This is a genomic window from Micromonospora sp. WMMD558 (assembly GCF_049315255.1).
GTDB lineage: Bacteria > Actinomycetota > Actinomycetes > Mycobacteriales > Micromonosporaceae > Micromonospora.
This window is the reverse complement of the sequence record NZ_CP186061.1, coordinates 4,556,063-4,578,278: the sequence shown is the minus strand read 5'-3', so window position 1 is coordinate 4,578,278 and position 22,216 is coordinate 4,556,063. Positions and strand designations below refer to the sequence as shown.

Here is a 22,216-nt window from a genome sequence, read left to right as displayed (position 1 = left end):
GTACGCGGGTGGCGGTGGTTTCCATCGACCTGTGACAACCTCCTCGACACGCGTGAAGGCGGCAGCGTTCGCCACGACGGCGTTCGTGCTCCTCTCGACCGGCCCGGCGGTCGCCGCGGACCGGACCGGCCACGACGGCGTACGCCGTGGCGCGCCCTGCGGAATGGACGCCTCTCTGGTCGGCTTCTCGGACCGCCTCGACAAGGCGACCTTCCAGGACACCAGCGTGTCCGGCCTGTCCGCGCTGGCGCTGACCGGCCGCTCCGGCGCGCTGGCCCTCGTGGACAACGTCGGCACGACACCCGCCCGGGTGTACGGTCTGGACCTGGCCACGGACCGGCGTGGCGTCTCGGTGGGCGTGCGCGGTGTCACGGTGCTGAAGCGTCCGGACGGGACGCCGTACACCGGGGCGGACTTCGACGGCGAGGGCCTGGTCGCGGAGCGCGGTGGCAGCATCCTGGCCAGCTCGGAATCCGAGCCGTCGATCCGGCGGTTCCGGCTCTCCGACGGGCGGCAGACCGCGATGTTCGAGGTGCCGGCCCGGTTCCGGGTCGCGCCCGCCGGTCAGGCCGCGGCGAACCAGACCTTCGAGGCGCTCGCCGCCACGCCCGACCACCGGGTGCTCTACGCCGGCATGGAGGGGCCGCTGTCCGCCGACGGCCGCGACAGCCAGGGCCGCGGGCTGCAGCGCATCCTCCGGTACGACGGCCGCGAGGGCCGCGCCTACACCCCGACCACGCAGTACGCGTACCGCACGGACCCGGGGCTGGGTCTGGTGGAGCTGGTGGCGCTGGGCGGTGACCAGTTGCTCGCCCTGGAGCGTGGCTTCACCGCCGGCGTCGGCAACACGGTTCGGGTGTACCGGGTCTCCGCCACCGGCGTGCCGGACGTGTCCGGCGTGGAGTCCCTGGCCGCGCTGACCGATCCGCGCGCCTGGCTGGGCAAGCAACTCCTGGTGGACGTCGTCGACTGCCCGCCGTCCGGCGCCACCGCCAAGCAGCCGCAGCCGAATCCGTTGCTGGACAACGTCGAGGGCATGGCGCTGGGTGGCCGGCTGCCCGGCGGGCGGCAGCTGCTCTATCTCGTCTCCGACGACAACGCCAACCCGGCCCAGACCACCCGGGTGTACGCGCTGAGCGTCGCGCTGCGGCCGGAGCCGGAACTGACCGACCGGGCGCTGCTGTCGGCCACCGCGTACCAGCCGGGTCCGGTCTCCGGCACGCAGCTCGCGCCCACGCCGGTGAACGGGGTCACGCCGCCGTTCCCGGGCCAGCCCGTCCCGGGCTTCTCCGCGGTCATCCCGTTGCGGCCCGGCGACCGCTCCGGCGGCCGGCTGCTCGCCATGCCGGACAACGGCTTCGGCGCCAAGAACAACTCGGCCGACTTCCTGCTGCGGGCGTACGACATCGAGCCCCGGTACCGGACCGGCGAGGTGCTCGTACGTGGCTTCCTCAGCTTTCGCGACCCGGACCGGAAGGTGCCCTTCCCGATCGTCAACGACGGCACCGCGGACCGGCTGCTGACCGGCGCCGACTTCGACATCGAGTCGCTCGCCCGGGATGCCCGCGGCGACCTGTGGATCGGCGACGAGTTCGGCCCGTACCTGATCCGCACCGACCGGACCGGCAAGGTGCTCCAGGCGCCGATTCCGCTGCCGGACGGGGCCAGGTCCCCGCAGTCGCCGGACCTGGCCCGGGGCGAGACGCCGACCGTTCCGGCCAGCCGCGGCTTCGAGGCGATGGCGGCCAGCCGGGACGGGTGGACCCTCTACCCGATCCTCGAAGGGGCGAAGACCGACGACCCCGACCAGCGTCGTCGCGTCGTGTACGAGTTCGACGTCCGCGCCAACCGGTACACCGGCCGCACGTGGTCGTTCCGGGTGGACGATGCGTCCCTCGTCGTGGGGGACGCGGCGCTGCTCGACGGTCGGCGGCTGCTGCTCATCGAGCGGGACAACGCGATGGGCCCCCAGTCGCTGGTGAAGCGGCTGGTGGTCACCGACCTCGACGCCGCGGCGGCGGACGGGACGCTTCCCCGCCGCACCGCCGTGGACCTGATGCGGATCGCCGACCCCGACGGCGTCTCCACGCCGGCGCGGCCCGGCGAGTACGGCGTCGGAGCGCTCTTCTCCTTTCCGCTCCAGTCCGTCGAGTCGGTGCTACCGCTGGCCGGTGACCGGGTGCTCGTGGCCAACGACAACAACTTCCCGGGCAACGACGGCCGGATCCCCGGCCGGGCCGACGACACCGAGCTGATCGTCCTCGACGTGCCCGGCCTGCGGTAGGTCCCTCCCGCCTCCGAGATCAGGGCGTCCCTCGGTCGGTTCCCGCGGCCGGTGGACGCCCTGGTCCGTTCGGCGCCACCGGAACACCGGCCCCGGCGACCGCCGGAGGCCGGGACATTGTCCGACACATCGAAGTGCACTACTATCTAGGCAATTTGATCAGCCCTTCGGCGATAAGCCGACGAAGAACCCGGAAACCCGGCCGGCAACCCCTGAAGACTGTGGAAATCCCGAGGAACACCCGCCACTCCAGCAGACGTCGAGCCGATCCGACCAGGCTCGGGGCCACGTCCGTCGGTCCCCGCCACCCGCAGGCCAGCCAATTTCGATGCCTGACCGCAACCATTGGTCATCGAATCGAAATAGGAGTGAAACAGGGCATCCGCACGATTGGTCGAGGACGTCGGAAATTGTCCTGAGTGGATGGGGCGGAAAGGGGGCGGCGATGCCGAGAATTCCGGCCGCGTCCCTGGTAATCGGCATCGCATCCTCGCCGGCCGAACGCAGACAGCTCGCACAGCTGCTCGGCGGGACCGAGGCGTTCCTGATCGTCTCCAGCGTCGACCAGGCACGCGAGTTCCTCGACATGCCCGGGACGCCCCACGCCGCGACGGCCACCACTCCCGTTCCGGCCCTGATCGCCGAGACCGTCGAGGAAGCGGCCGAGCCACCGCCACCCGTGCTGACCATCGACTCCAACCGCCGGGTGCTGCGCTGGCTGGATCGCGAGATCGAACTGACTCCGCTGGAGCACGATCTCCTGCTGTGCCTGGTCGGCGCGTCGGGTCAGGTCTGGACCTACGAACGGCTGCACCTCGAGGTCTGGGGCAACGCGCACCTCGGCCGCGGCTCCGACATGCACTCGGTGGTGCGCCGGGTACGCCGCAAGCTGACCCGGTTGGGGGCCACGGCGACGATCGACGCGGTCCGCGGGGTCGGCTACCGCCTCGCCCCGACCTGACCGCCCGTCCCCCGCCACGGTCCACCATCCCACCGTCGAAGGTGGCCGGCCCGCCCGGTCGAAACCAGGCGGGCCGGATGTGTCAACAACCGGTCACGAGTCAGCAGCGGATGGGCGACAGCGCGAAGTCCTCCACGGTGGGTGTGCTGGTGTTGATCCTCGTCTGACGGGTCTGGGGCTTCCAGCCGTCCTTGGCGACGATCATCGTCATCGGGTTGTTCCGACGGTCCATCCAGTAGGCGTACCTGCCCTGCGCGTCGGTGGCGAACGTCCACGACATCGCCCACGAGTCGATCTGGACCACCGCACCGGGGATCGGTGCGGTGGCGCCCTGGCAGCTCGTTCCGGTGACCGTGCCCATCAACTTGCCCCAGGTCGTCGGAGGCTGCACGGTCATCGTCACCGACACCGGCGGCACCGGGTACGGCGTGTTCTCCTTGATCGACACCGACCCGGAGTAGGTGCCGGGCTGGTCGACGTTCGCCGTCATCCCGACGGTGACCGTGACCTTCTCACCGGGCGCCAGCGTGGCCGCCGTCTTGTCGATCGTCATCCAGCTGACGTCGGCGGCACCCTCGGCGCACTCCTCGAACCCGGGCAGCGCCTCGCTGTCCGGCGTCGCGTTGAACTGGCCGGACGAGCCGCCGACCTTGTAGAAGCCGCACGCCGCGCCACCGCGGTACCGCGCCGTGTTGGCGTTCGGCAGGTCGGACCAGGCGTTGGTGCCCGGGTCGTAGGCGAAGCCGGCGTTGGTGATGGCACCGGCCTGCACACCGCCCACCACCAGCAGCTTGCCGTTCGCCACGGCGAACGAGCTGGCCCAACTGTCGGCCGGCGCGTCAGCGACGGCGGTCCAGGTGTTGGCGGCCGGGTCGAAGGCGTAGCTGGCCTTCTGCGCCGCGGACCCGTCGTTGCCGCCGGTGCAGAAGACGACCCCGTCGATGCCGCCGCAGGAGAGGAAGGCCACCGACTTCGGGTAGTCGGGCAGCGTCTCCCACCGGTCGCCGGCCGGGTCGTACCGGAGGACGTCGTTCGACATCGGCGTGCAACTCGCCGTCGTACAACCACCGATGGCGTACAGCTTGCCGTCGACGACCGCCTGCCCGGCGGCGGACCGCGGCGCGGGGTTGTCGGCCCGCTCCGACCAGGAGTTCGCCGCCGGGTCGTACGACCAGGTGGTGGCGTCGGGGCCGGACGTCCCCCAGCCGCCGGTCGCGATGATCTTCCCGTCCAGGACGCCCACCGTCATGGCGTTGCGCGCACCCGGGAGATCGGCGATCGGCGACCAGGCCAACGCGACCGGGTCGTAGACGAAGTTCTTCGTCGTGGACGCCGATCCGTTGCCGCCGGCGATCGAGTACACCTTGCCGTCCAGGTTCACCACCCGGTTGTCCATCACGTTCGCCGGGTAGTCGGCGACGTCCGTCCACGGCTCGGCCTGCGGGCCGATTGCGGCCGACGCACCCGACGCCGACATGCCGGACGCCCTCGCCGCGAACGACGTCGGCACGGTGAGCCGCTGCTCCGCTGCGCCGCTGGACCCGAGCACCTGCTGCCTGCTCATCCGGGACCCGTCGGCCCGGAGGAGTTCGAATCCGCCGTCACGCTCTGCGAACTCGACGGTGACGGGCGCCCCGCCGGTGTTGGTCACGGTGAAGGTCTTGTTGACCTTGCCGGTGGGCATCCGGACCGTCCCGCTCACCGCCGCCGGCTGCACCGACAGCCGTCCGGCCGCGAGCCGGAAGGTGACCGCCGTCGCCCAGTCGGCCTGCACGTCGACCTGCTTGCGCTGGCTGACGTAGTTGCCGGCCGTCGCCGTGAACGGGTGCGTGCCGGTCAGCGAGGAGAACATCCAGAAGAAGCCGTCGGCCACCCCGGGGTCGTCCGGGGTCGCCACGGTGGTCGCCTTCTCCGCCGGCCGGTCGTCGCTGGTGACCGTGGCACCGTTGACGTAGCCGTTGTCGTTGCGGTCCCGGACGTGGCCGAGCACCAGACCGCCGTTGACCGGCTCGCAGCTGACCTGGCTGCCGATCAGGACGTTGTCGACCTGCCACCACCACTCGAACGAGGCGTCGTAGTAGTGGAACCGGACCCGGACCTCCGCCTGGCCCGCGGCCTGCGGAATCGGGATGTCGGTCACCCGCGGCCCCCGGACGTCGGCCGCCTGCCGGAGCACGTTGGTCCAGGTGGTACCGCCGTCGATGCTGAGGTCGACATCCGCGCGGTCCGGGCCCAGGTGGTTGAAGTCCTGGTTGAACCGGATCACGGGTGCCGTCACGGCGGTCAGGTCGACGACCGGGCTGACGAGCGAGGTGTCCTGCCGCCCACCGGTCCCGTAGTCGTCGCTGTCGATGATCGCGAAGTTGCCGGTGCCGCCGGTCAGGTTGCCGCGGTCGCCGTCGTCGGTGAACTTCCAGACCTGACCCGTCCCGGCGTGGTCCACCACGGACCAACCGGCCGGCGCGGCGGTGCCGTCGAACGTCTCGTACTCGCCGTCCGAGCCGTACCGGTATCCCGGCGCCGTCGTACACGCGGTGATCTTCACCGGTACGGCGACGTTGTTGACCACGTTGCGCGAACCGACCACGACCTCCTCGGTCACCGTCTGGTAGCCGGGGTACTGCGGCTCGACCTTCAGGCTGTACGTCGCCCCGGCCGGGAGGCTGAAGCTGTACCGGCCGTTGACGGGCGTGGTGTAGTCCGACACACCGGACGGACCCTCGACGGTCACCTTCGCGTAGAGCGGCCAGCCGTGTCCGGAGCCGTCGGTGACCGTTCCGCTGACGGTGACGCTGGGTACCGCCGTCAGCGCGACGGTGACGGTCGTCGTCGCGTCCTCGGTGACCGTCGCCGGCACCGTCCTGCTCGCGTACCCGAAGGCCGTCACGGCGACCTGGTAGTCGCCGACCGGCAGGAGGGACGAGAACGTCCCGTCGCTCCCGGTGGTCAGCTGGCGGCTGGCCGGACCGGTCAGGGTGACCGTGGCGTCCGCGACCGGGTTGCCGGTGCCCGCGTCCGTCACGGTGCCGGCCAGGGTGCCGGTGTCGCCGATCGGGGCGGTGTCGAGCAGCGCGAGCGCGTCCAGCCGGCCCTCGCCGAACACGTTGTTGTCGTCGGTCGTGCCGCCGCACTGGGCGTCCGCCTTGTCGACGGCCGAGTTGTCCAGCAGTGCGCGCGTGGCCGCGACGTCACCGACCAGCGCCGGCGCCGCCGACCACAGCAGCGCGATCGCGCCCGCGAGGTGCGGTGCCGCCATCGAGGTGCCGTTGAAGCTGGCGTACGCGCTGCCCGGAACGCTCGACCGGACGTTCACGCCGGGGGCGGCGATGTTGGGCTTGATCTCGCCGTCCTGCCCGGCACCCCGGCTCGAGAAGCTGGCGATGTTGTTGTTGACGTCGTACGCGCCGGCCGAGTAGTTGCCGATCCGGCTGCCCGGCGAGCCGCTGGTCTGGCAGGCCGAGCCGTTGTTGCCGTTGGACCAGGTGCCGAAGATGCCCGACGCGGCCCAGGCGTTGGTGACGTCCTCCATGAACGGGTCGTTGGACGGCGTCCGGGTTCCCCACGAGTTGTTGATGATGTTCGGACGCTTGCTGGCATCGGGGTTCTGGCCGCTGAGGTCGGTCGGCTCGAGCATCCACTGGCCGGAGGAGACCAGGGCGGCGTCACTGGGGCAGCAGCCGTTCGCCGCGATCCACCTGACGTCCGGTGCGACGCCGATCTGGTTCGCCCCGTCGGCGCCGGCCATCGTGCCCATCGTGTGGGTGCCGTGGCCGTCGCCGTCACAGGGCGCGGCGGCGCAGGTCCCGGCGGCGTCGAACCAGTTGTAGTTGTGGTCGAACGTGCCGTCCCCGTTGTTGCCACGGTAGGAGGCCACGAGGGCCGGGTGGTCGAACTGGACCCCGGTGTCGATGTTCGCCACCGTGATGCCCGCACCCTTGACGCCGTACCGGGACCAGACGTCGTCGGCGTTGATGTTGGCGATGCCCCATTCGAGGGCGTTCACCGTCTTCTCGTCGGCCCCGTCGGTGACCTCGGGCACCTTGTAGTCGACCGGGGCGTACAGGCCCTCGACCTCGGCGTGGGCGGCGAAGTTCTGCGCCATCGCCAGGGAACCGCTGCTGACCTTGATGGCGTTGGTCGCCCAGAAGGTCTGGTACTTCGCGCCCGCGCCGTCGAGTTCGGCCCGGACCTTGGCCTGGCTCTCGGCGGCGGTCTTCTTCAGGGCGTCCGCGACCGCGGTGCCCCGCTCGGCCCAGTCCTCGACCGCGCCGGCCGGGCCCAGATCCGCCCGGTCCGTGAAGCGGATCCAGAAGTCGCCCTCGCTCTTCGCCTGGAACTGTTTCGCCAGTTCCGGCCGGATCTTGTCGGCTGGTGCGGCCGCCCCTGCCCCCGCCGGCGCGGCCTGCGCGCCCCCGCCGGTGGTGACCAAGCCTGTCGCGACGAGGACCATCGCCGCGCCGGCGCTCACCAGTGATCTGGCGACGCGCCTCCTGTGTGGACGTCTGAACATCGGTGCTGCCTCCTCCAGAACGACCCAGGATCGGATGAGCCATGGTGGAGGGTGCAGGGCGCCTCTGCCGTTCGGATGAACCGGACCGACCCCCCCTGCTGCCCCCAGGCGCCGCGCGGGTCACGCCGGCTGCCCGTCTGGACACTATGATCGAAAAGAAAGGACGATCAAGCACGTGCGGTAAGCAACTTGTCGCTAACAGTTGATGGGTTGAGGGCAGCGCTGCCGATTGTTGTCACGCACATGACGACGTTGGGCAGGATCTGCCCTTCGTTTCCAGGTGGGTGCTGTGGGGGCGCACGACGAACGCACGGTGCCGGGCGGGTCCGATCCGCCCGGGGAAGCTTTCCCGCTGGTGATCGCGGTGACGTCGTCGCCGGCCGAGCGGATCCGGCTCGCAGAACGCCTCGACGGCGTCGCGCCGCTCCTGCTGGTGGCCGATCTCGACGAGCTCCGCAGATTGATCACGGCTCCACGGCAGCCGCCGACGGCGTCGTCCACGCCGGGAGCAGCCGCCACCGCGCCCGAGGCGGTCGACGACACGCTGCTTCTCGACTCAGCTCGATCGACCGTGCGCTGTCGGGGCCGGGAGATCGTCCTGACCAGACTTGAGCACGACCTGATGGCCTGCCTGACCACCGAGCCGATCCAGGTCTGGACCTACACCGCGCTGCACCGGTCGGTGTGGCACGACGAAGGGCTGCAGCGCAAGGCGGACGTGCAGTCCCTGGTGAAGCGGCTGCGGCGCAAGCTCAACCAGCTCGGCACCGGCGTGACGATCGACGCCGTGCGCGGTGTGGGGTTCCGGCTGAGCGAGCACCACGAACCGAAGGTGAGCGGAGCATGACGCCTGCCTGACGAGGGCGAGCGTGTTCCCGGGTGTGCTGATCCAGCCGGCAGTCAGACCATCAACGGACGGGCCGCGCGGGGGTGGCCGAGCCAGGCCGGCTACTGCCGGCCCCGGTCACGGCTCCCGGGGCACCGGCTGGGCCAGGGCTTGCAGTTCCGTCGGCAGCTGCGCCAACGCGTCCTCGAACTCGCCGTGGCCGACCACGCGGGGCAGGGTCTGCAGGACGGCTTCGACGCCCCGCTCTGCGAGGTCCTGATCCACCCCGGCGCGCTCCCCCACCCGCCGCAGGAACTCGTCGTACGCGAAGACCTCCGGCTCCTCCGTGCCCTTGACCAGGCAGTCGCGCAGCTCGTACGCGACGTGGTCGGCCAGCTCCGCCGCCTCGCCACCGCTGATCCGCTCGGCGAGGGTGCGCAGGGTGGCCTCGGTCAGGGATCGCGCCGTGTCCGACGCAACGCCCGCCCGTGCGGCGACCTTCTCGAAGAACTGCAGCTCAGCCATGCCCCGTCCTTCCGTCTGGAACGCGGCTGGCTACCCGGAGCCACCGGTCACAAACGGCGGGGGTCGTCCCGGGATCAGGCCCGGCCCATCTCGGCGAGGATTCCGGTGCCCTGACCGAGCTCGATCAGGTAGCCGTCGGGATCTCGCAGGTAGCACCGGATCTCGACGCCGTGGTCCTTCGGCTCGGTGAGGAACTCCCCGCCCCGCGACCGCCACTGCTCGTAGACGGCGTGGACATCGGTGACCCGGATGTTCATCGCGCCGCTGAGCGTGCGCGGGTCCGGCGGCGCCTGGGCCTGTACGTCCGGCTTGTCGTCCGTCGGCCCGCCCTCGTCGTTGAGCACGATGTAGCTGTTGTGGAACCGCAGGATCGCCGGCTGGCGGTCCCGCACCACCGTCGCTCCCAGCACCCGCCGGTAGAACTCCCGTGACCGGTCCACGTCCCGCACGATCAGCAGATGCGTGAGCACCAGCCCGCCCTCGGGCTGGAAGTAGTCCGGCGCCTCGCTGGCCATCCGTACCTCCCCGGTCCGACCGGGTCGGGGCGTACCCGCCGGAGACGCCCGCACACCCCCTCAGGGCCGTCCGGCCGTCACAGGTTGTGGCGGTCGTCGGCCGGCAGGCGCGGCGGCTCCGGGGGCTCGGGAGACTGGCCGGGCTGCCCCAGCTGCGCGACGTGGGTCGGGTCGAGGACGCGCGACAGGAAGGAGCGGGTCCGTTCGTGCCGCGGCGCGCCGAGCACCTCCTGCGGCGGTCCCTGCTCGACCACGACGCCGCCGTCCATGAACACGACGCGGTCGGCGACGTCCCGGGCGAACGCCATCTCGTGGGTGACCACCATCATCGTCATGCCGTCCTCCGCGAGCGTCCGCATGACGGTGAGCACGTCGCCGACGAGTTCCGGGTCGAGCGCCGAGGTCGGCTCGTCGAAGAGCATCAGCTCGGGTTCCATCGACAGCGACCGGGCGATGGCCGCGCGCTGCTGCTGCCCGCCGGAGAGCTGAGCCGGGAACGCGCCGGCCTTGTCGGCGAGGCCGACCCGCTCCAGGTTCTCCCGCGCGATCCGCTCGGCCTCGGCGCGGCGGCGCCGGAGCACCCGGCGCTGGGCGATGGTGAGGTTGTCCAGCACGGTCAGGTGCGGGAAGAGGTTGAACGACTGGAAGACCATGCCGATGCCGCGGCGTACCGAGTCGATCTCGACGTCCGGATCGGTCATCTCGATGCCGTTCACCCAGATCTTGCCGGCGGTCGGCTCCTCCAGCAGGTTGACGCAGCGCAGCAGCGTCGACTTGCCGGAACCGGACGGCCCGATGACGCAGACCACCTCGCCGTGGCCGACCTCGAAGTCGATGCCCTTGAGCACTTCGAGCGGGCCGAAGGACTTGTGCAGGTCGCGGATCTCGACGGCGGGCCGGGATCGGGTTGTCGTCATGCGGGTCACCGGGCCTTGGCGTAGCGGAGTTCGAGGCGCCGTACCACCTGGGACAGCGGCAGGGTGATGATCAGGTAGGTGAAGCCGGCCACCAGCAGCGGCGTGGCGTTCACCCGGTCGTTCAGCGTGTCCCGGCCGAACTTGGTGATCTCGATGGTCGACGCCGTCACGCCCAGCACGTAGGCGAGCGACGAGTCCTTGGTGAGCAGGATGAGTTCGTTCGTCAGCGGCGGGATCACGATCCGGAACGCCTGCGGGATGACGATGGTGCGCATCGCGGTGAAGTGGGACATGCCGAGGGTGCGCGCCGCCTCCATCTGTCCCTTCGGCACCGCCTGGATGCCGGCCCGGATGGTCTCCGCCATGTACGCCGCGGCGGTCAACCCGAGGCCGATCGCGATCGAACCGAACACGCCGCCCGGGATCTCCCGCTCCGGGAAGGCGATGGGAATGCCGTACCCGACGAGGAAGAGCACCAGCAGCGCGGGCAGGCCCCGGAACAGCTCGATGTACGCCGTCGCCACCCAGCGGTACGGAGCCACCCGGGACAGCCGCATCAGGGCGAGAACGGTGCCGAACACCAGGCCGAAGGCGAACGCGCCCAACGTGTAGAGGATCGTGTTCCGCAGGGCGACGGTGATGATCGTCGGGAACATCGACTCGATGATGTCGACGCGGAAGAACGCGTCGCGCAGCCTGCCCCAGTCCGCGGCGTAGACCACCGCCGCGAGGACGGCGACGAAGGCCAGGTACTGCAGCCAGAGGGACAGCCGCTCCCGTTGGCGGCGTCGCAGCTTCACGATTCGATGCTCCTCGCCCACGCGGAGGGCGCGCGCCACGCGCGCGCCCTCCTGCCACCCGGTTCGGTCACTTGGCCGGCTGCTTGCCGATCCACTTCGCGTAGATCGTGTCGTACGAGCCGTCCTGCCGGGCCTTGGTCAGCACCTCGTTGATCTTCTTGAGCAGCTCCGGGTTGCCGTCCTTCTTCACCGAGAACCCGTACTGCTCGCCGGTGTCGAACTCCGCGGTCACCTCGAACCCGCCCGGGTTCTCCTTGATGTACTCGGTCCAGACCGGCAGGTCGTTGACGGCGGCCTCGACCTGGCCGTTGGCGAGGGCCTGCTGCAGGGCGGCGAGGTCCTCGAACTCGACGAGCTGGAGGCCCTTCTCCTGCTCGAACTTCTTGGCGTAGTCACGGCCGGTGGTGGCCGCCTGGATGCCGAGCTTCTTGCCCCGGAGGTCGTCGAGCGACTTGTACGGCTTGCCGGTCTTGACCAGAAGCGCCTGGGTTGCGTCGAAGTACGGATCCGAGAAGTCCATCACCTTCTGCCGTTCCTCGGTGATGGTCATGCCGGCGGCGGCCGCGTCGCACTTGCCGGTGTTCAGGTCCTGGCCGGACTTGATCCCCTCGAACGGGGTGTCGACGATCGTCTGCTCGACGCCCAGCTCCTTGGCGACCAGGTCCATCACGTCGACGTCGAACCCGACCACCTTGCCGCTGGCGTCCTTCGACTGGAACGGCGCGTACGGCAGGTGCGTGCAGACGGTCAGCTTGCCCTTCTCGATGAGCTTGACCCCGTTCGCCTGGACCTCGCTCTCGTCCTTCTTGGCGCAACCGGCGGCGCTCAAAGCGAGCGCGGCGACCGCCACGACGAGTCCTGCCTTGCGGACCGACCTCTGCAAAGTCACGCTGCGTCCCTCCGATTCAGCCCCCGTGTGACGGGCAGCCAGCGTTCTGCACGTACGTGTGTGACAGGCGACGCTACCTCGATCCGGGAAGTCGCACCAAGATCACGGCGGTCGTTTGGCCGGAGCGTTACCCGTCACACTCGGTGAACCGGGCGTTCTGGACACATCCGGACGGCAGCCGACCCGGGCGGGGCGAGCGCGGGCCGCCGGTCCGGGGCGTGTGAGGATGCGCGCATGCGTGCGGTGATCTTCGACGAGTTCGGTGCCCGGCCCGAGGTCCGCGACGTCCCGGACCCGGAGCCGCCGGCCGGGGGCGTGGTCATCCGGGTCGAGGCGACCGGACTGTGCCGCAGCGACTGGCACGGCTGGCACGGCCACGATCCCGACATCCGGCTGCCGCACGTCCCCGGCCACGAGTACGCGGGCGTCGTCGCGGCGGTCGGCGCCGGCGTACGAGGATGGCGGGCCGGCGACCGGGTCACCGTGCCCTTCGTCTGCGCCTGCGGGCGCTGCCCGGCCTGCCAGGCGGGCGACCAGCAGGTCTGCGAGCGGCAGACGCAGCCCGGATTCACCCACTGGGGGTCGTTCGCCGAGTACGTGGCGGTGCGCGACGCCGATGTCAACCTGGTCCGCCTCCCCGACGAGCTGGACCACCCGGTCGCGGCCGCCCTCGGCTGCCGCTTCGCCACCGCGTTCCGGGCCGTGGTCGGCCAGGGACGGGTGGCCGCGGGCGAGTGGGTGGCGGTGCACGGCTGCGGTGGAGTGGGGCTGTCCGCGGTGATGATCGCGGCGGCGTGCGGCGCGCAGGTGGTGGCCGTCGACATCGCCCCGGGCGCACTCGACCTGGCCCGGAGCTGCGGGGCCAGCGTCTGCCTGGACGGCAGCGCCCTCGCCGGGCCCGGCGCGGTGGCGGCGGCCGTCCGCGAGACGACCGGCGGCGGCGCCCACCTGTCGCTGGACGCGTTGGGCAGTCACGCCACCTGCACCGCCTCGATCGAGAGCCTGCGGCGGCGCGGACGGCACGTGCAGGTCGGGCTCCTCCCCCCGGCCCAGGGCCGCCCGGCCCTGCCGATGGAGCTGGTGATCGCGTACGAGCTGGAGCTGCTGGGCAGCCACGGCATGGCCGCGCACGCCTACCCGGAGCTGCTGCGGCTGGTCACCTCGGGTGTCCTGCGCCCCGCCGACCTGATCACCCGCACCATCGGCCTCGCCGAGGTGCCCGAGGCGCTGGCGACGATGGATCGGCCCGGCCCCGGCGGGATGTGCCTCATCGACCCTCGCTGAGAGCCGCACAACCCGCCCTGAAGACCGTCAACCCAGACGGCGGCATCACCCCCCGGCCCACGCCGGTCGCGGCAGAGACGCCGGGCGGCTCGGTGTCCGTCAACGCCAACGCCTGGTCACGGTCATCGTCGTCGCTGAGTGGTCATCTCCCGAGATGGGTGAAGGCGGCCCACGCGAGCGGCTCCGCGTTGTCCCGACGACCACATTGGGCCGCGAGTTCGGCCGGCATACCGTGGGGTGGCTTCCGGTCCGGATCGAGCATCCACAACTGGGCCCGGTGCAGTGCCTCCGCCGGCGGGCATCCCTCCTCGTACACGAAGTGATGCACGAGGTACATCAGCAGTGACGTGCCGACGTCCGGCACCGACCACAGGGACCCGAAGACCGTGTGGGCCCCCGCTGCCAGGAAGGCGGTGGCCAGGCTGAAGGCCTCGTCGTGATTCCCGCCGGTCAGGTTCGTCGTACAGGCAGCGAGGAACACCTGACCGAGCTCGAGCGCGGCGATTCGGGACACCTCGAGCAACTGCCGCGCGGGCAGCTGCCCTCCGGACAGCATCAGGTGAGAGTCCGCCGGCCTCGTTGGATCGACACGGCCGTGGCAGGCGAGGTGCAGCAGGGACGGACCGGACTGAACGGCCCGGATCCACTCCAGCACGTTGTCCGGATGGGCGATCCCGTCCGGGCCCTCGGCGGGTCCACCGAGGTACCGACCGTCGGGATGGAACCGCTGGTGGATCGCGCGTGCCTCGACGCCGGCGAAGGGCAGGTCGCCGAGCGGGTCCCCGACCACGAGGGCCGACCGGACCGGACGGGCCGGTCGGGCGGCCGCAGCGCACAGCATCCGGGCCGAGGGGCTGTAGGAGATGATCAGGTCGTGCACGGCGTACCGACGGCCGGACGGCGTATTCCGGTAGGCGGCGTGCCAGGGAACGAGGCCGAGGACACCCATCGGGATGAGAACCAGCCGGGCCGGGCGCGTGGTCCGCATCGCTCCCGTTTCGGCGACGAGCTGGGCCATGGCCGCCCGCCACGCCCACCGGCACAGATCGTCGATCCGGGCGCCCGCCAGCGGCGCAGCCGCTCCGCCGACCGGTCCGGCGTCCCGCTCCCCGGCGTCCCGTCCTCGGCCGGTGACACCTCTGCCCAGAGCGGCGTGCAGCAGCTTCTGGACCGGTGAGTTGTCGCCGACGACGAGATCGGGGAGCTCGACCACGTCGATCTCCCCGGCCGCGGGTACGACGACAGCCAGACCCGGCACCGGTTCGGCGGCCGGGACAAGGTAGACCAGCGCATCCACCTCCAACTCGGTCAGCGCCTCACGGATCTCGCCGACACGGACCTGCGCCAGTGGGCCCTCGATGGCCACACCGGCGCTCTCCAGGGCACGCAGCACGCGCGGTCGCAGGTCGTCGGGAACCTCGCCGGCGGAGAGGACCGCACCGAGGACGTCACCGGTGATCTGGTCGCGCCCCAAACCAGCGGTCTGCCGCCACTCCTCGGCGAGGTCGGGCCGCCCGGCGTCCCTGAGCAGGTCGACCACCGTGCGGGACGCGGTGGCGGCGTGCAGGACGAGGCCGCGTCCCGCGTCCAGGGCGGTGACCAGGTCCTCGTCAGCCTGGTCCTGCAGGCACCACCGCACCACGGTGGTCGCGTCGGCGGTGGCCTCGCGGGCGGTGTCCATGGCGTGGTCGGTGCCGGCCTGCAGGAGCACTTTCCGGGCGTGCCCGTGCAGGGCGGCGAGCCCGAGCCGCCGGGTCCGGGCCCGATCCGGGTCGCCGGCCCGGCGCAGCGCCTGCGCCTGATCGCGGATCATCCCGGTCCACAGGGGATGCTCGGGCCCGCCGGATTCCGTCGCCGCCTCCCCCATCAGGCGGGCGGCGCGGGCGGCGGCGGCGCGGTCCCCGAGCCCGATCGCCTGGGCGAGTTCGGCCCGTGCGGCGAGCGTCAGCGCCGCCAACCGAACGGTGTGCCCCGGCTCCAGCCGGCCGGCGAGTTTGGCCAGGTGATCGGCCCAGCGCCGGAGAAGGAGAAGGTCCCCGCGCCGGACGGCGGCGGCCACCTGAGTGGTTCCGGTCACCACCGCGGTGGCCAGCGTGAGGTGTGTCAGCGGCCCGGCGGGCAGGGGCGGCGGTGGCTGCGGCCGCACCTGCCCCTCCCCGGTGATGACCGCGGCGATGTCCTGGCAGGCCTGGACGACCGGTCCCAGCACCCGGGCCCGGTTGCGCGACGGGCCGAGCCGGCGCCAGAGCGCGAGCATCCGGTCGCGCGCCTCGCGCATGCCGTCGAGGTCGCCTTCCGAGCCAAGCCTGGCCGCCTCCATCGCCGCCGACAGCACCGCCGACTCGGCGACCAACGCGGCGGCCGGGCCCTTGTCGCCGGAGTTGACCGCGAGGTCGCCGGCCAGAGCGCGGGCGGCGCGGTAGCCCCGCAGGTCGCCCGTGCCGGCGGCCCTGGCCTGCAGGGCGAACGGCAGGATCGCTCGCAGGCGGTCGCCGTGGGCCTTGGCGAACGTTTCGTCCTTGCCGGCCCGGAGCAGGGCCGTGATGCCGTCCGAGTCGCGGCTCGCCGTACTGGAATCCGCATACTGCTCCAGTATCCCCTCCGCCGCGTCCAGCAACCCGGCGAAGCCGGGCGGCGGATCATCGCCGATCGCCCGGCCGACCGCGAGCAGGTGGCGCAGTCTCGGCAGATCGACGTGGTCCGCCGCCTCACCGAAGTGCGAGAACTCGGCGTAGACCAGTACGGCGGCGAGAACGCCACGTTGGTGGGCTGTGGCGGCATGGTCGTCATCCAACGCGCCGTCCGCCTCGTCCAGCGCGTGACGTAACTGGCGAAGACTGGAGGTCGCGGAGCTGTCGTCCCGGGCGACGTCGTGCTCCAGCGCCTCGTTCGCGACCACCACCCGGGCGGCGTGTGCCGCCAGGATGTCCTCGGCCGTGCCGCCGATGGCGAGGGCCTGGTCCAGACATCGAGCGGCGGCGTCGAGGCTGCCCGGTGCGCGGGCGAGTTGCCAGTTCAGCCGATGGACCTCCCCGAGCTGCCGCCACACCGGTCCCGGATCCTCGGTCGGCGACAGGGCTTGCTCGAAGAGCGCGATCGCCTCGGGGAGCCCGGCCGGGTCGTCAGTCCTGATCGCTCCGCTGTGCAGCAACTCGGCGAGGCTGACCAAAATGCTTGGATCAGGATCGTGGTCGCGAATCGTGCGCCAGCAGGCGATCGCCCGGGCAAAGTCGGCCGGATCCTCGTCGAGGTCCCAGAGCGCGGTGTACGCGGTGGCCTGACTGTGGTGGAGGCGGAGCCAGCCCGGTTGATCGGGCCCGCAGGCAGCGAGGGCGCGTTCCGCCGAGCGCACGGCCAACTGCACGTAGGCCCGGTCCTTCCGGAGGCCGGCCACCTCGAGGTAGGCCGCTGCCAGGTCGGCGGAGGCGACAGCGAAGTACGGGGTGGTGTCCGGCGTGAGCTGGTCGAGGGCGGCGGAGAGCGCGGCGACACCCCGGTCCAGGTCCGGCTCCCGCTCCCCACCGTCGTCGTACCGGGCCAGCAGCCCCATCCCGAGGAGCAGCTGGGCGTAGGCGGCCAGGTCGGTGGCCGCCGGGTTGACCTGGACGGCCTCCATCGCCGTCACCGCCTCGTGCGCGTCGGCCGCGGCGGCCTGCGGGGTCCGTCCGTCGTCCAGCCACCGCGACCGGAGCCGGTCCCAGATCGTCTCCAGCAACTCCACCGCCACGACGTCGCGCTCGGGGTCGTCCGGCGGCCGTCCCTGGTACGCGGCGGTCAGGTGGGAGACGGCCCGCTCGTGGTCGGCCCGAGCGTCCGTGAGCCGGGCCCGTTCGGCGTACGCCGTGCCGAGCGCCCACAGCCAGTTCACCGTCTGGTCGTGCTCCGGGACGGCGGCCAATGCGGAGTCCAGGTTGGCGATGGCGGCGGAGAGGACATCGTCGTCCGGATCGAGCTCGTAGCGTTCCAGGTACGCCTGCCCGAGCATCGCGGTCAGCTGCGCGACGTCGGCGTCGGGCGGGGGATCCGAAACGAGCGCCGTCAGGTGGGCGATCCAATCGTCGAGCGACGGCTCGCTCACGCTGCTCTCCGATGTCACCGGCTCATCCCTGGCGCCTGGGGCGCATGGTCCGCCGGCACCTCGGTCACCACCGGCACGGCCAGGGTGATCCAGTCACACGCGCTTCCCTCGACAGCACCGGCGTCCCGGTGCACGGCCGCGAGACCCAGCCGTCCCAGCAGGCCGGTCACGGCGAGTGGGGCCCGCGTCCGGCCCGGCCAGGCGTATTCCACCGCGGGCAGCTCGAACGGGGACGAGCTGAACTCCTCCTCGGCGGCGAGCAGGATGAACCAGTCACGCGTGGTCGCTCCCGCTTCCACCCGGCTGTCGGCGGGGAGCCGCAGTTCGACCGGGCGCCCGTACAGCGCCGCACCGACGCACCCGGGTGCGACGTGGGCCCCGGGGAAGAGACCGGCGTGGACCCGGTGCCGTTCGGTGATGTCCAGCAGAACGTAGAACAGGCGGCGATCGCTGTCGTTGCGCAACCGGACGAAGATCGTCGGCGGCACCCATCGTCCCTGCTCCCACCGGTACCGCACGTGCACCGCGCCGTCCCCACCGGGACGCAGTGGCGGTCGGTGCGCCGGTACGGTCAGCTCGCTGGGGCGGGCTTCGACGAGTTCCATGGACACCGCGCCCGCCAACGAGGACACCGGGTTCACCAGAGCCTTGACCGCGTGCGTCCGGGCCAGGTGTTCGAGCGCCGCGGCAACGCGCCGGCCGCCGTCCCGACCGACGTCCGTCAGATCGCCGCAGAGCAGAGCGCCGTCGGCACCGCGGATGCGCACCCGGTCCGGCTCGTGGGCATCCACGAGCAGTTCCGACGTCCGCCCTCCGTCGTCGCCGTCGACCGGTCGCACATGCGGCGAGGGCCCGCCACCAGGTCCCGCCGATGCCAGCGCCGCCAGCACCCGCTCCGCCGTCGGCCGATGTCCGCCATCGACCCCGACCGTGACCGTTGGCGTGGAGACCCGGCTGAGGACAACCGGGTACTGACGATCGTCGTCCGGTTCCCAGCCGATCGGCCGGACGACGCTGCGTTCGGGGTGGACCTGCACGACGCGCGCCTCGCGCAGCTCCGAACCGGGTACGGCCACCCGCACGTCATCGTCGAAGCCGACCGACAGCCCGTGGCAGGAGCCGACATCGATCTCCCACTCGCAGCGGGTTCGGCGCATGCGCATCCCGGTGGCCGACGGCGTGATGTGGCCGCCCAGGAACGGCTGGTCGGCGATGCCGGGCGGGACCGGTTCCAACTGCGGCACCTGCTGGTACACCTGACGCTCCACCTCGCACCGCGCCGCAGCCAGCAACTCTCGGTAGGTTGCCGACGGACCGAGCCGACGCATGGCGTTCAGCAGAGACCAGCTGAACAGGCCGTGCGACCGTCCCTCCGCCCACGTCTCCCCCGCGGTTTCGAACGACCGGCAGGCCGTCAGCACGACATGTTCCGTCCAGGGCCGGGCCGCGGCACGGCGCAGCTCCGGAAGCAGCGACTCGATCGACGGTGCGGTCTTGAGCGCCGGTACCGAGCGGACAGTGTTGCGGGTGGCGCCGAACGAATGGCAGCTGTCCAGGACGACCGCCAGATGACAACCGGTCGCGGCGACCTCGGCCAGCAGCAGGGACAGCTCCTTGTCGTACAGGTCAGGCACCTCGTCGTGCCGGCTGTCGTGGCACAGCAGCGTCTGCATCTCTCCGGTCGGCTCCAGGTGCCACAACTCGTCGGGCACCGGCGCCCGGGAGCCGTGGCCGCTGAACCAGAACAGCGCCGTGTCACCGGGTCCGGCCTGCCCCAGGTGGTCCCGGACCGCACCGATGACCGCCTCCCGGGTGGCGTCCTCGTTGATGAGCGGCAGGATGGCCGGCGGCTCGTCCCCTCCGGCGCGTACGCGCAGGAACTCCGCCACCACGGACACGTCGTTGCCGCATCCCCAGAGTGGCGTGACGGCCCGGTAGCGGTCGATCCCGACCAGCAGAGCGAAGACCCGCTTCGTCATGAGTCCTCCCCTGTCGGTACGTGGAGCCAGCAGTGCTCGACGAACTGCTTCTCGGGCAGCTCGATCGTGATCTCGGTGAACTGGTCGGGCAGTGGAGGCACCACGGAGTGCCGGATGACGTCCCGGTACAGCACGTCCGGCACGCCCACAACGAAGTCGACCCCGGGGTTGTCCCGCAACGCTGCCCGCAGCGGCGGGCTGTCGAGGATCCGGTGCACGGCGATCGCCGAGGCGCCGACCCACCCACTGTCGGCCGGCTTCATCAGCCCACGATGCAGGGCGACCCTCAGCCGCACCCGCTCCGCTGGGCTCAGTCCCTGATTCGTCCGAAGCAACGCCTCGGCCAGACCGCCCATCAAGCAGGGAATCACCGCGGACTCGTCGATCCCGACGGGCAGGACGGCGAACTGTCCGTCGCCCTGCGCCTGTACCGCCACCGCCGACTCGTCGAGACGGGCGGCGCGTCGCGCGTCGGCGAGCGCCCGTACCAGCCAGGACTGTGTCCGCTCCGCGAGGTGGTTGGGCCGTCCGCTGTAGCTCGCCACGTCGGCCGCCATGCACAGTCGCACGGCCGCCGCGGTCGGTTCGACGTGACCCGGCAGCGGCTCACGGAACACGACCGCGTCCTGCAAGGTCGCCTGGCGCCGGACAGACCGGTCCCGCCACGTCCCTACCGTGTCGACACGCAGCCCGATGCGCCCGGACAGTTCCGGGACCGACGCCGGCACCTCGACCAACGCGTGCATGCCGTACGTCAGCGGTAGGAACATCCGGCCGGACGGGTCCTCGTACGTCCAGCCGAAGCGGTGCCGATGCGTGCCGAACGACCAGGCCCGGGGTCGGCCGGTCCGCGGGGCCATGCGGACCAGCCATCCGGGACGAGCGGCGCTGGCCATGACCGCGCGGTCGGCGGCGACGGTCACCGGTCGCGGCGGCCCCGTGCCATAGCTCAGCCCGAGCGCTCCTCCGTCGCTGTCGAGCCGTACCGCGACGGCCTCCTCCGCGTCCAGACTCACCTCGAAGCGGACCGACGTGTAGCGCCTGCCCTCGGCCAACTCGTCCAGGTCGAACGCGACCAGCATGCCGTAGTAGTGCCGGCCGGTCGCCAGGGCGCGCAGCCGCAGCGGGGCCGGCAGGTCCTCGGCCGGCACCGGGAAGAGCAGGGGACGCCCGCAGCTGACCGCCCCGAGACCGAACGGCGAGTCCGGCTCGTCGGGATCACGGGACTGGCTCGGCAGCAACGCCGAACGGGCCAGCACGTCGGATGGCCGCAACCGCTCGTCCCCGGACGACGCCCAATCGTCACCGGTCATCGGTCCTCCAACTGGCTCAGGCCGTTCCGCAGCAGCCGGTGGCCGCCTCCACGGTCGTTCAGATCGCGCAACGACGCCGTGTTCAGGGGTGCGCGACGAGGAATTGCCAGACCGGCCGGCAGCCTGCATCGCACGTCCGTCGACGAATGTCGCGTACGCGTTATCGTCACGGGCCCGGCCATCCCGACTTTTGCGCCGAGTCCGTAAATCCCCATCGACGGGGCTCCGATCATTGCCGAGGCGCCCGACAGTTGACCGCAACTGTCGCCCACCTGACAGACACACCATTCGGTCGGTCGGACCGTCATCCACCATTCCGTGCACGTCCCCACGATCGCCCGAGCCGTGAATGGGAATCCCGTACTAATCCGGGATCGTCCGGATCGGCCGGTGTCAGGCTCGGACCAGACGACGCAGGCGAAGGAGCGACAGTGGGTCCACAGACGAGACCAGCCCCGGCCCGATCGGTGACCTCCGGCCGGACGGCGGGCCACCGGGTCGTTGCGGGTGCACGCCCGGTGTCGCAGACTTGCCGGGTCAACGGCGGTTCGCACAGGCTTGGCGAGGTGGGAGTGGACGGTGTCACGCGGCGCCCGGACGCCCCACCGGCCAAGGGGTTCCTCGCCCGACTGCCGGTCGCGGTCCGACGGGAGCTGCTCGGACGGGGCCGTCGCTGCCGGTACGAGCCGGGCGAGCGGCTGCTTCTCGAGGGCGGCACCGACACCCACGTCGTCCTGCTGACCAGTGGCTTCGTGAAGGTGACCAACAACGTCGAGGGCGTCGAGGCGTTGGTGGCGATCCGCGGCGCCGGCGACATCGTGGGAGAGGCCGCCGCTCTCGCCGAACAGCCCCGCATGGCAAGCGTGACCGCCTGCGGCGTGGTGATCGGCCATCTGGTCACCGCCGAGGCGTTTCGGCACGTCCTCGGTAGACATCCGGACGCCGCCCGGCTCGTCACGACGACGGTGGCCGAGCGACTGCGCTGGGCGAACCAGCGCCGTGCCGACTTCGTCGCCTACCCGGCGGAGGTGCGGGTCGCTCGGGTCCTGGTCGAGATCGCCGGGACGTACGGGCGGCAGGCCGACGACGGAAGCGTGGTCATCGACGTACCGCTGAGCCAGCCGGAACTGGCGACCATGATCGGCGCCGCGGAGGCCACCGTCCACAAGGCACTGCGTGCGCTGCGCGACGACCGGCTCATCCGCTCCGGGTACCGCCGGATCGACGTCCTGGATCCGCAGGCCCTGCGGCGGATGGCTCACGAGCCTCCCGACCTGACCGCATAGCCGAAAGTCTCTCCTGGCCGGATGATCGGCGCCGGACGGACGCGTTATC

General features: G+C 71.5%; 14 protein-coding genes. 5 read left to right on the top strand and 9 right to left on the bottom strand.

Translation table 11 applies throughout. The features are described 5' to 3' along the window. Nucleotides 1-52 precede the first annotated feature (52 nt). Together ACN26Y_RS21660 and ACN26Y_RS21655 are read left to right on the top strand one after the other, a co-directional pair. Nucleotides 53-2,284 (top strand): esterase-like activity of phytase family protein, encoded by a 2,232-nt coding sequence (locus ACN26Y_RS21660; protein ID WP_422733419.1) that lies wholly within the window; start codon nucleotides 53-55, stop codon nucleotides 2,282-2,284. A gap of 445 nt (nucleotides 2,285-2,729) precedes the next feature. Further along, entirely contained in the window at nucleotides 2,730-3,245 is a 516-nt protein-coding gene (locus ACN26Y_RS21655; RefSeq protein ID WP_422733418.1) for a winged helix-turn-helix domain-containing protein, read from the top strand. A gap of 100 nt (nucleotides 3,246-3,345) precedes the next feature. Here ACN26Y_RS21655 and ACN26Y_RS21650 read toward each other — a convergent pair whose 3' ends face one another. Beyond that, a complete protein-coding gene (locus ACN26Y_RS21650) occupies nucleotides 3,346-7,713 on the bottom strand; it encodes a S8 family serine peptidase (protein WP_422733417.1) in 4,368 nt (1,455 codons plus the stop codon). A gap of 331 nt (nucleotides 7,714-8,044) precedes the next feature. Between ACN26Y_RS21650 and ACN26Y_RS21645 the strand changes: the two genes are divergently transcribed. Then, nucleotides 8,045-8,602 (top strand): winged helix-turn-helix domain-containing protein, encoded by a 558-nt coding sequence (locus ACN26Y_RS21645; protein WP_422733416.1) that lies wholly within the window; start codon nucleotides 8,045-8,047, stop codon nucleotides 8,600-8,602. Nucleotides 8,603-8,719: 117 nt separating this feature from the next. Here the strand turns inward: ACN26Y_RS21645 and ACN26Y_RS21640 are convergent, their stop codons facing one another. From ACN26Y_RS21640 to ACN26Y_RS21620, 5 genes are all read right to left on the bottom strand, one after another. After that, on the bottom strand, nucleotides 8,720-9,106 hold the full coding sequence (locus tag ACN26Y_RS21640; RefSeq protein ID WP_155332044.1) for a DUF2267 domain-containing protein: 387 nt from the start codon (nucleotides 9,104-9,106) through the stop codon (nucleotides 8,720-8,722). 74 nt (nucleotides 9,107-9,180) lie between these two features. After that, complete coding sequence (locus ACN26Y_RS21635; RefSeq protein WP_422733415.1) at nucleotides 9,181-9,621, bottom strand: VOC family protein; 441 nt, start codon at nucleotides 9,619-9,621, stop codon at nucleotides 9,181-9,183. 77 nt (nucleotides 9,622-9,698) lie between these two features. After that, nucleotides 9,699-10,538, bottom strand: coding sequence for an amino acid ABC transporter ATP-binding protein (locus ACN26Y_RS21630; protein WP_422733414.1), 840 nt, complete (start codon nucleotides 10,536-10,538; stop codon nucleotides 9,699-9,701). Nucleotides 10,539-10,543: 5 nt separating this feature from the next. Continuing rightward, on the bottom strand, nucleotides 10,544-11,338 hold the full coding sequence (locus tag ACN26Y_RS21625) for an amino acid ABC transporter permease (protein WP_155332041.1): 795 nt from the start codon (nucleotides 11,336-11,338) through the stop codon (nucleotides 10,544-10,546). A 67-nt stretch (nucleotides 11,339-11,405) separates the two neighbouring features. After that, nucleotides 11,406-12,227 (bottom strand): basic amino acid ABC transporter substrate-binding protein, encoded by an 822-nt coding sequence (locus tag ACN26Y_RS21620; RefSeq protein WP_422733413.1) that lies wholly within the window; start codon nucleotides 12,225-12,227, stop codon nucleotides 11,406-11,408. A gap of 234 nt (nucleotides 12,228-12,461) precedes the next feature. On the opposite strand from ACN26Y_RS21620, the gene ACN26Y_RS21615 reads away from it, so the two are divergent. Continuing rightward, complete coding sequence (locus ACN26Y_RS21615; RefSeq protein WP_422733412.1) at nucleotides 12,462-13,511, top strand: zinc-dependent alcohol dehydrogenase family protein; 1,050 nt, start codon at nucleotides 12,462-12,464, stop codon at nucleotides 13,509-13,511. 142 nt (nucleotides 13,512-13,653) lie between these two features. Here the strand turns inward: ACN26Y_RS21615 and ACN26Y_RS21610 are convergent, their stop codons facing one another. Genes ACN26Y_RS21610 through ACN26Y_RS21600 form a run of 3 tightly spaced genes read right to left on the bottom strand, consistent with a single transcriptional unit; the run spans nucleotide 13,654 to nucleotide 20,881 of the window. Further along, nucleotides 13,654-17,589 carry a CHAT domain-containing protein gene (locus tag ACN26Y_RS21610; protein ID WP_422733411.1) on the bottom strand — a complete coding sequence of 1,312 codons (3,936 nt, stop codon included), beginning with the start codon at nucleotides 17,587-17,589 and terminating at the stop codon, nucleotides 13,654-13,656. Between the two features lie 14 nt (nucleotides 17,590-17,603). Beyond that, nucleotides 17,604-19,568, bottom strand: coding sequence for a caspase family protein (locus ACN26Y_RS21605; protein ID WP_422733410.1), 1,965 nt, complete (start codon nucleotides 19,566-19,568; stop codon nucleotides 17,604-17,606). Further along, nucleotides 19,565-20,881 carry a hypothetical protein gene (locus ACN26Y_RS21600; protein ID WP_422733409.1) on the bottom strand — a complete coding sequence of 439 codons (1,317 nt, stop codon included), beginning with the start codon at nucleotides 20,879-20,881 and terminating at the stop codon, nucleotides 19,565-19,567. The genes ACN26Y_RS21605 and ACN26Y_RS21600 overlap by 4 nt, the downstream gene beginning before the upstream one ends. A 566-nt stretch (nucleotides 20,882-21,447) precedes the next feature. Between ACN26Y_RS21600 and ACN26Y_RS21595 the strand changes: the two genes are divergently transcribed. After that, entirely contained in the window at nucleotides 21,448-22,167 is a 720-nt protein-coding gene (locus ACN26Y_RS21595) for a Crp/Fnr family transcriptional regulator (protein ID WP_422733408.1), read from the top strand. The last annotated feature ends 49 nt before the right edge of the window (nucleotides 22,168-22,216 follow it).

Coding starts and splice junctions, on each gene's coding strand:
- ACN26Y_RS21655 (WP_422733418.1), top strand. CDS start 2,730: ATGCCGAGAATTCCGGCCGCGTCCCTGGTAATCGGCATCGCATCCTCG.
- ACN26Y_RS21605 (WP_422733410.1), bottom strand. CDS start 19,568: ATGACGAAGCGGGTCTTCGCTCTGCTGGTCGGGATCGACCGCTACCGG.
- ACN26Y_RS21635 (WP_422733415.1), bottom strand. CDS start 9,621: ATGGCCAGCGAGGCGCCGGACTACTTCCAGCCCGAGGGCGGGCTGGTG.
- ACN26Y_RS21615 (WP_422733412.1), top strand. CDS start 12,462: ATGCGTGCGGTGATCTTCGACGAGTTCGGTGCCCGGCCCGAGGTCCGC.
- ACN26Y_RS21640 (WP_155332044.1), bottom strand. CDS start 9,106: ATGGCTGAGCTGCAGTTCTTCGAGAAGGTCGCCGCACGGGCGGGCGTT.
- ACN26Y_RS21600 (WP_422733409.1), bottom strand. CDS start 20,881: ATGACCGGTGACGATTGGGCGTCGTCCGGGGACGAGCGGTTGCGGCCA.
- ACN26Y_RS21630 (WP_422733414.1), bottom strand. CDS start 10,538: ATGACGACAACCCGATCCCGGCCCGCCGTCGAGATCCGCGACCTGCAC.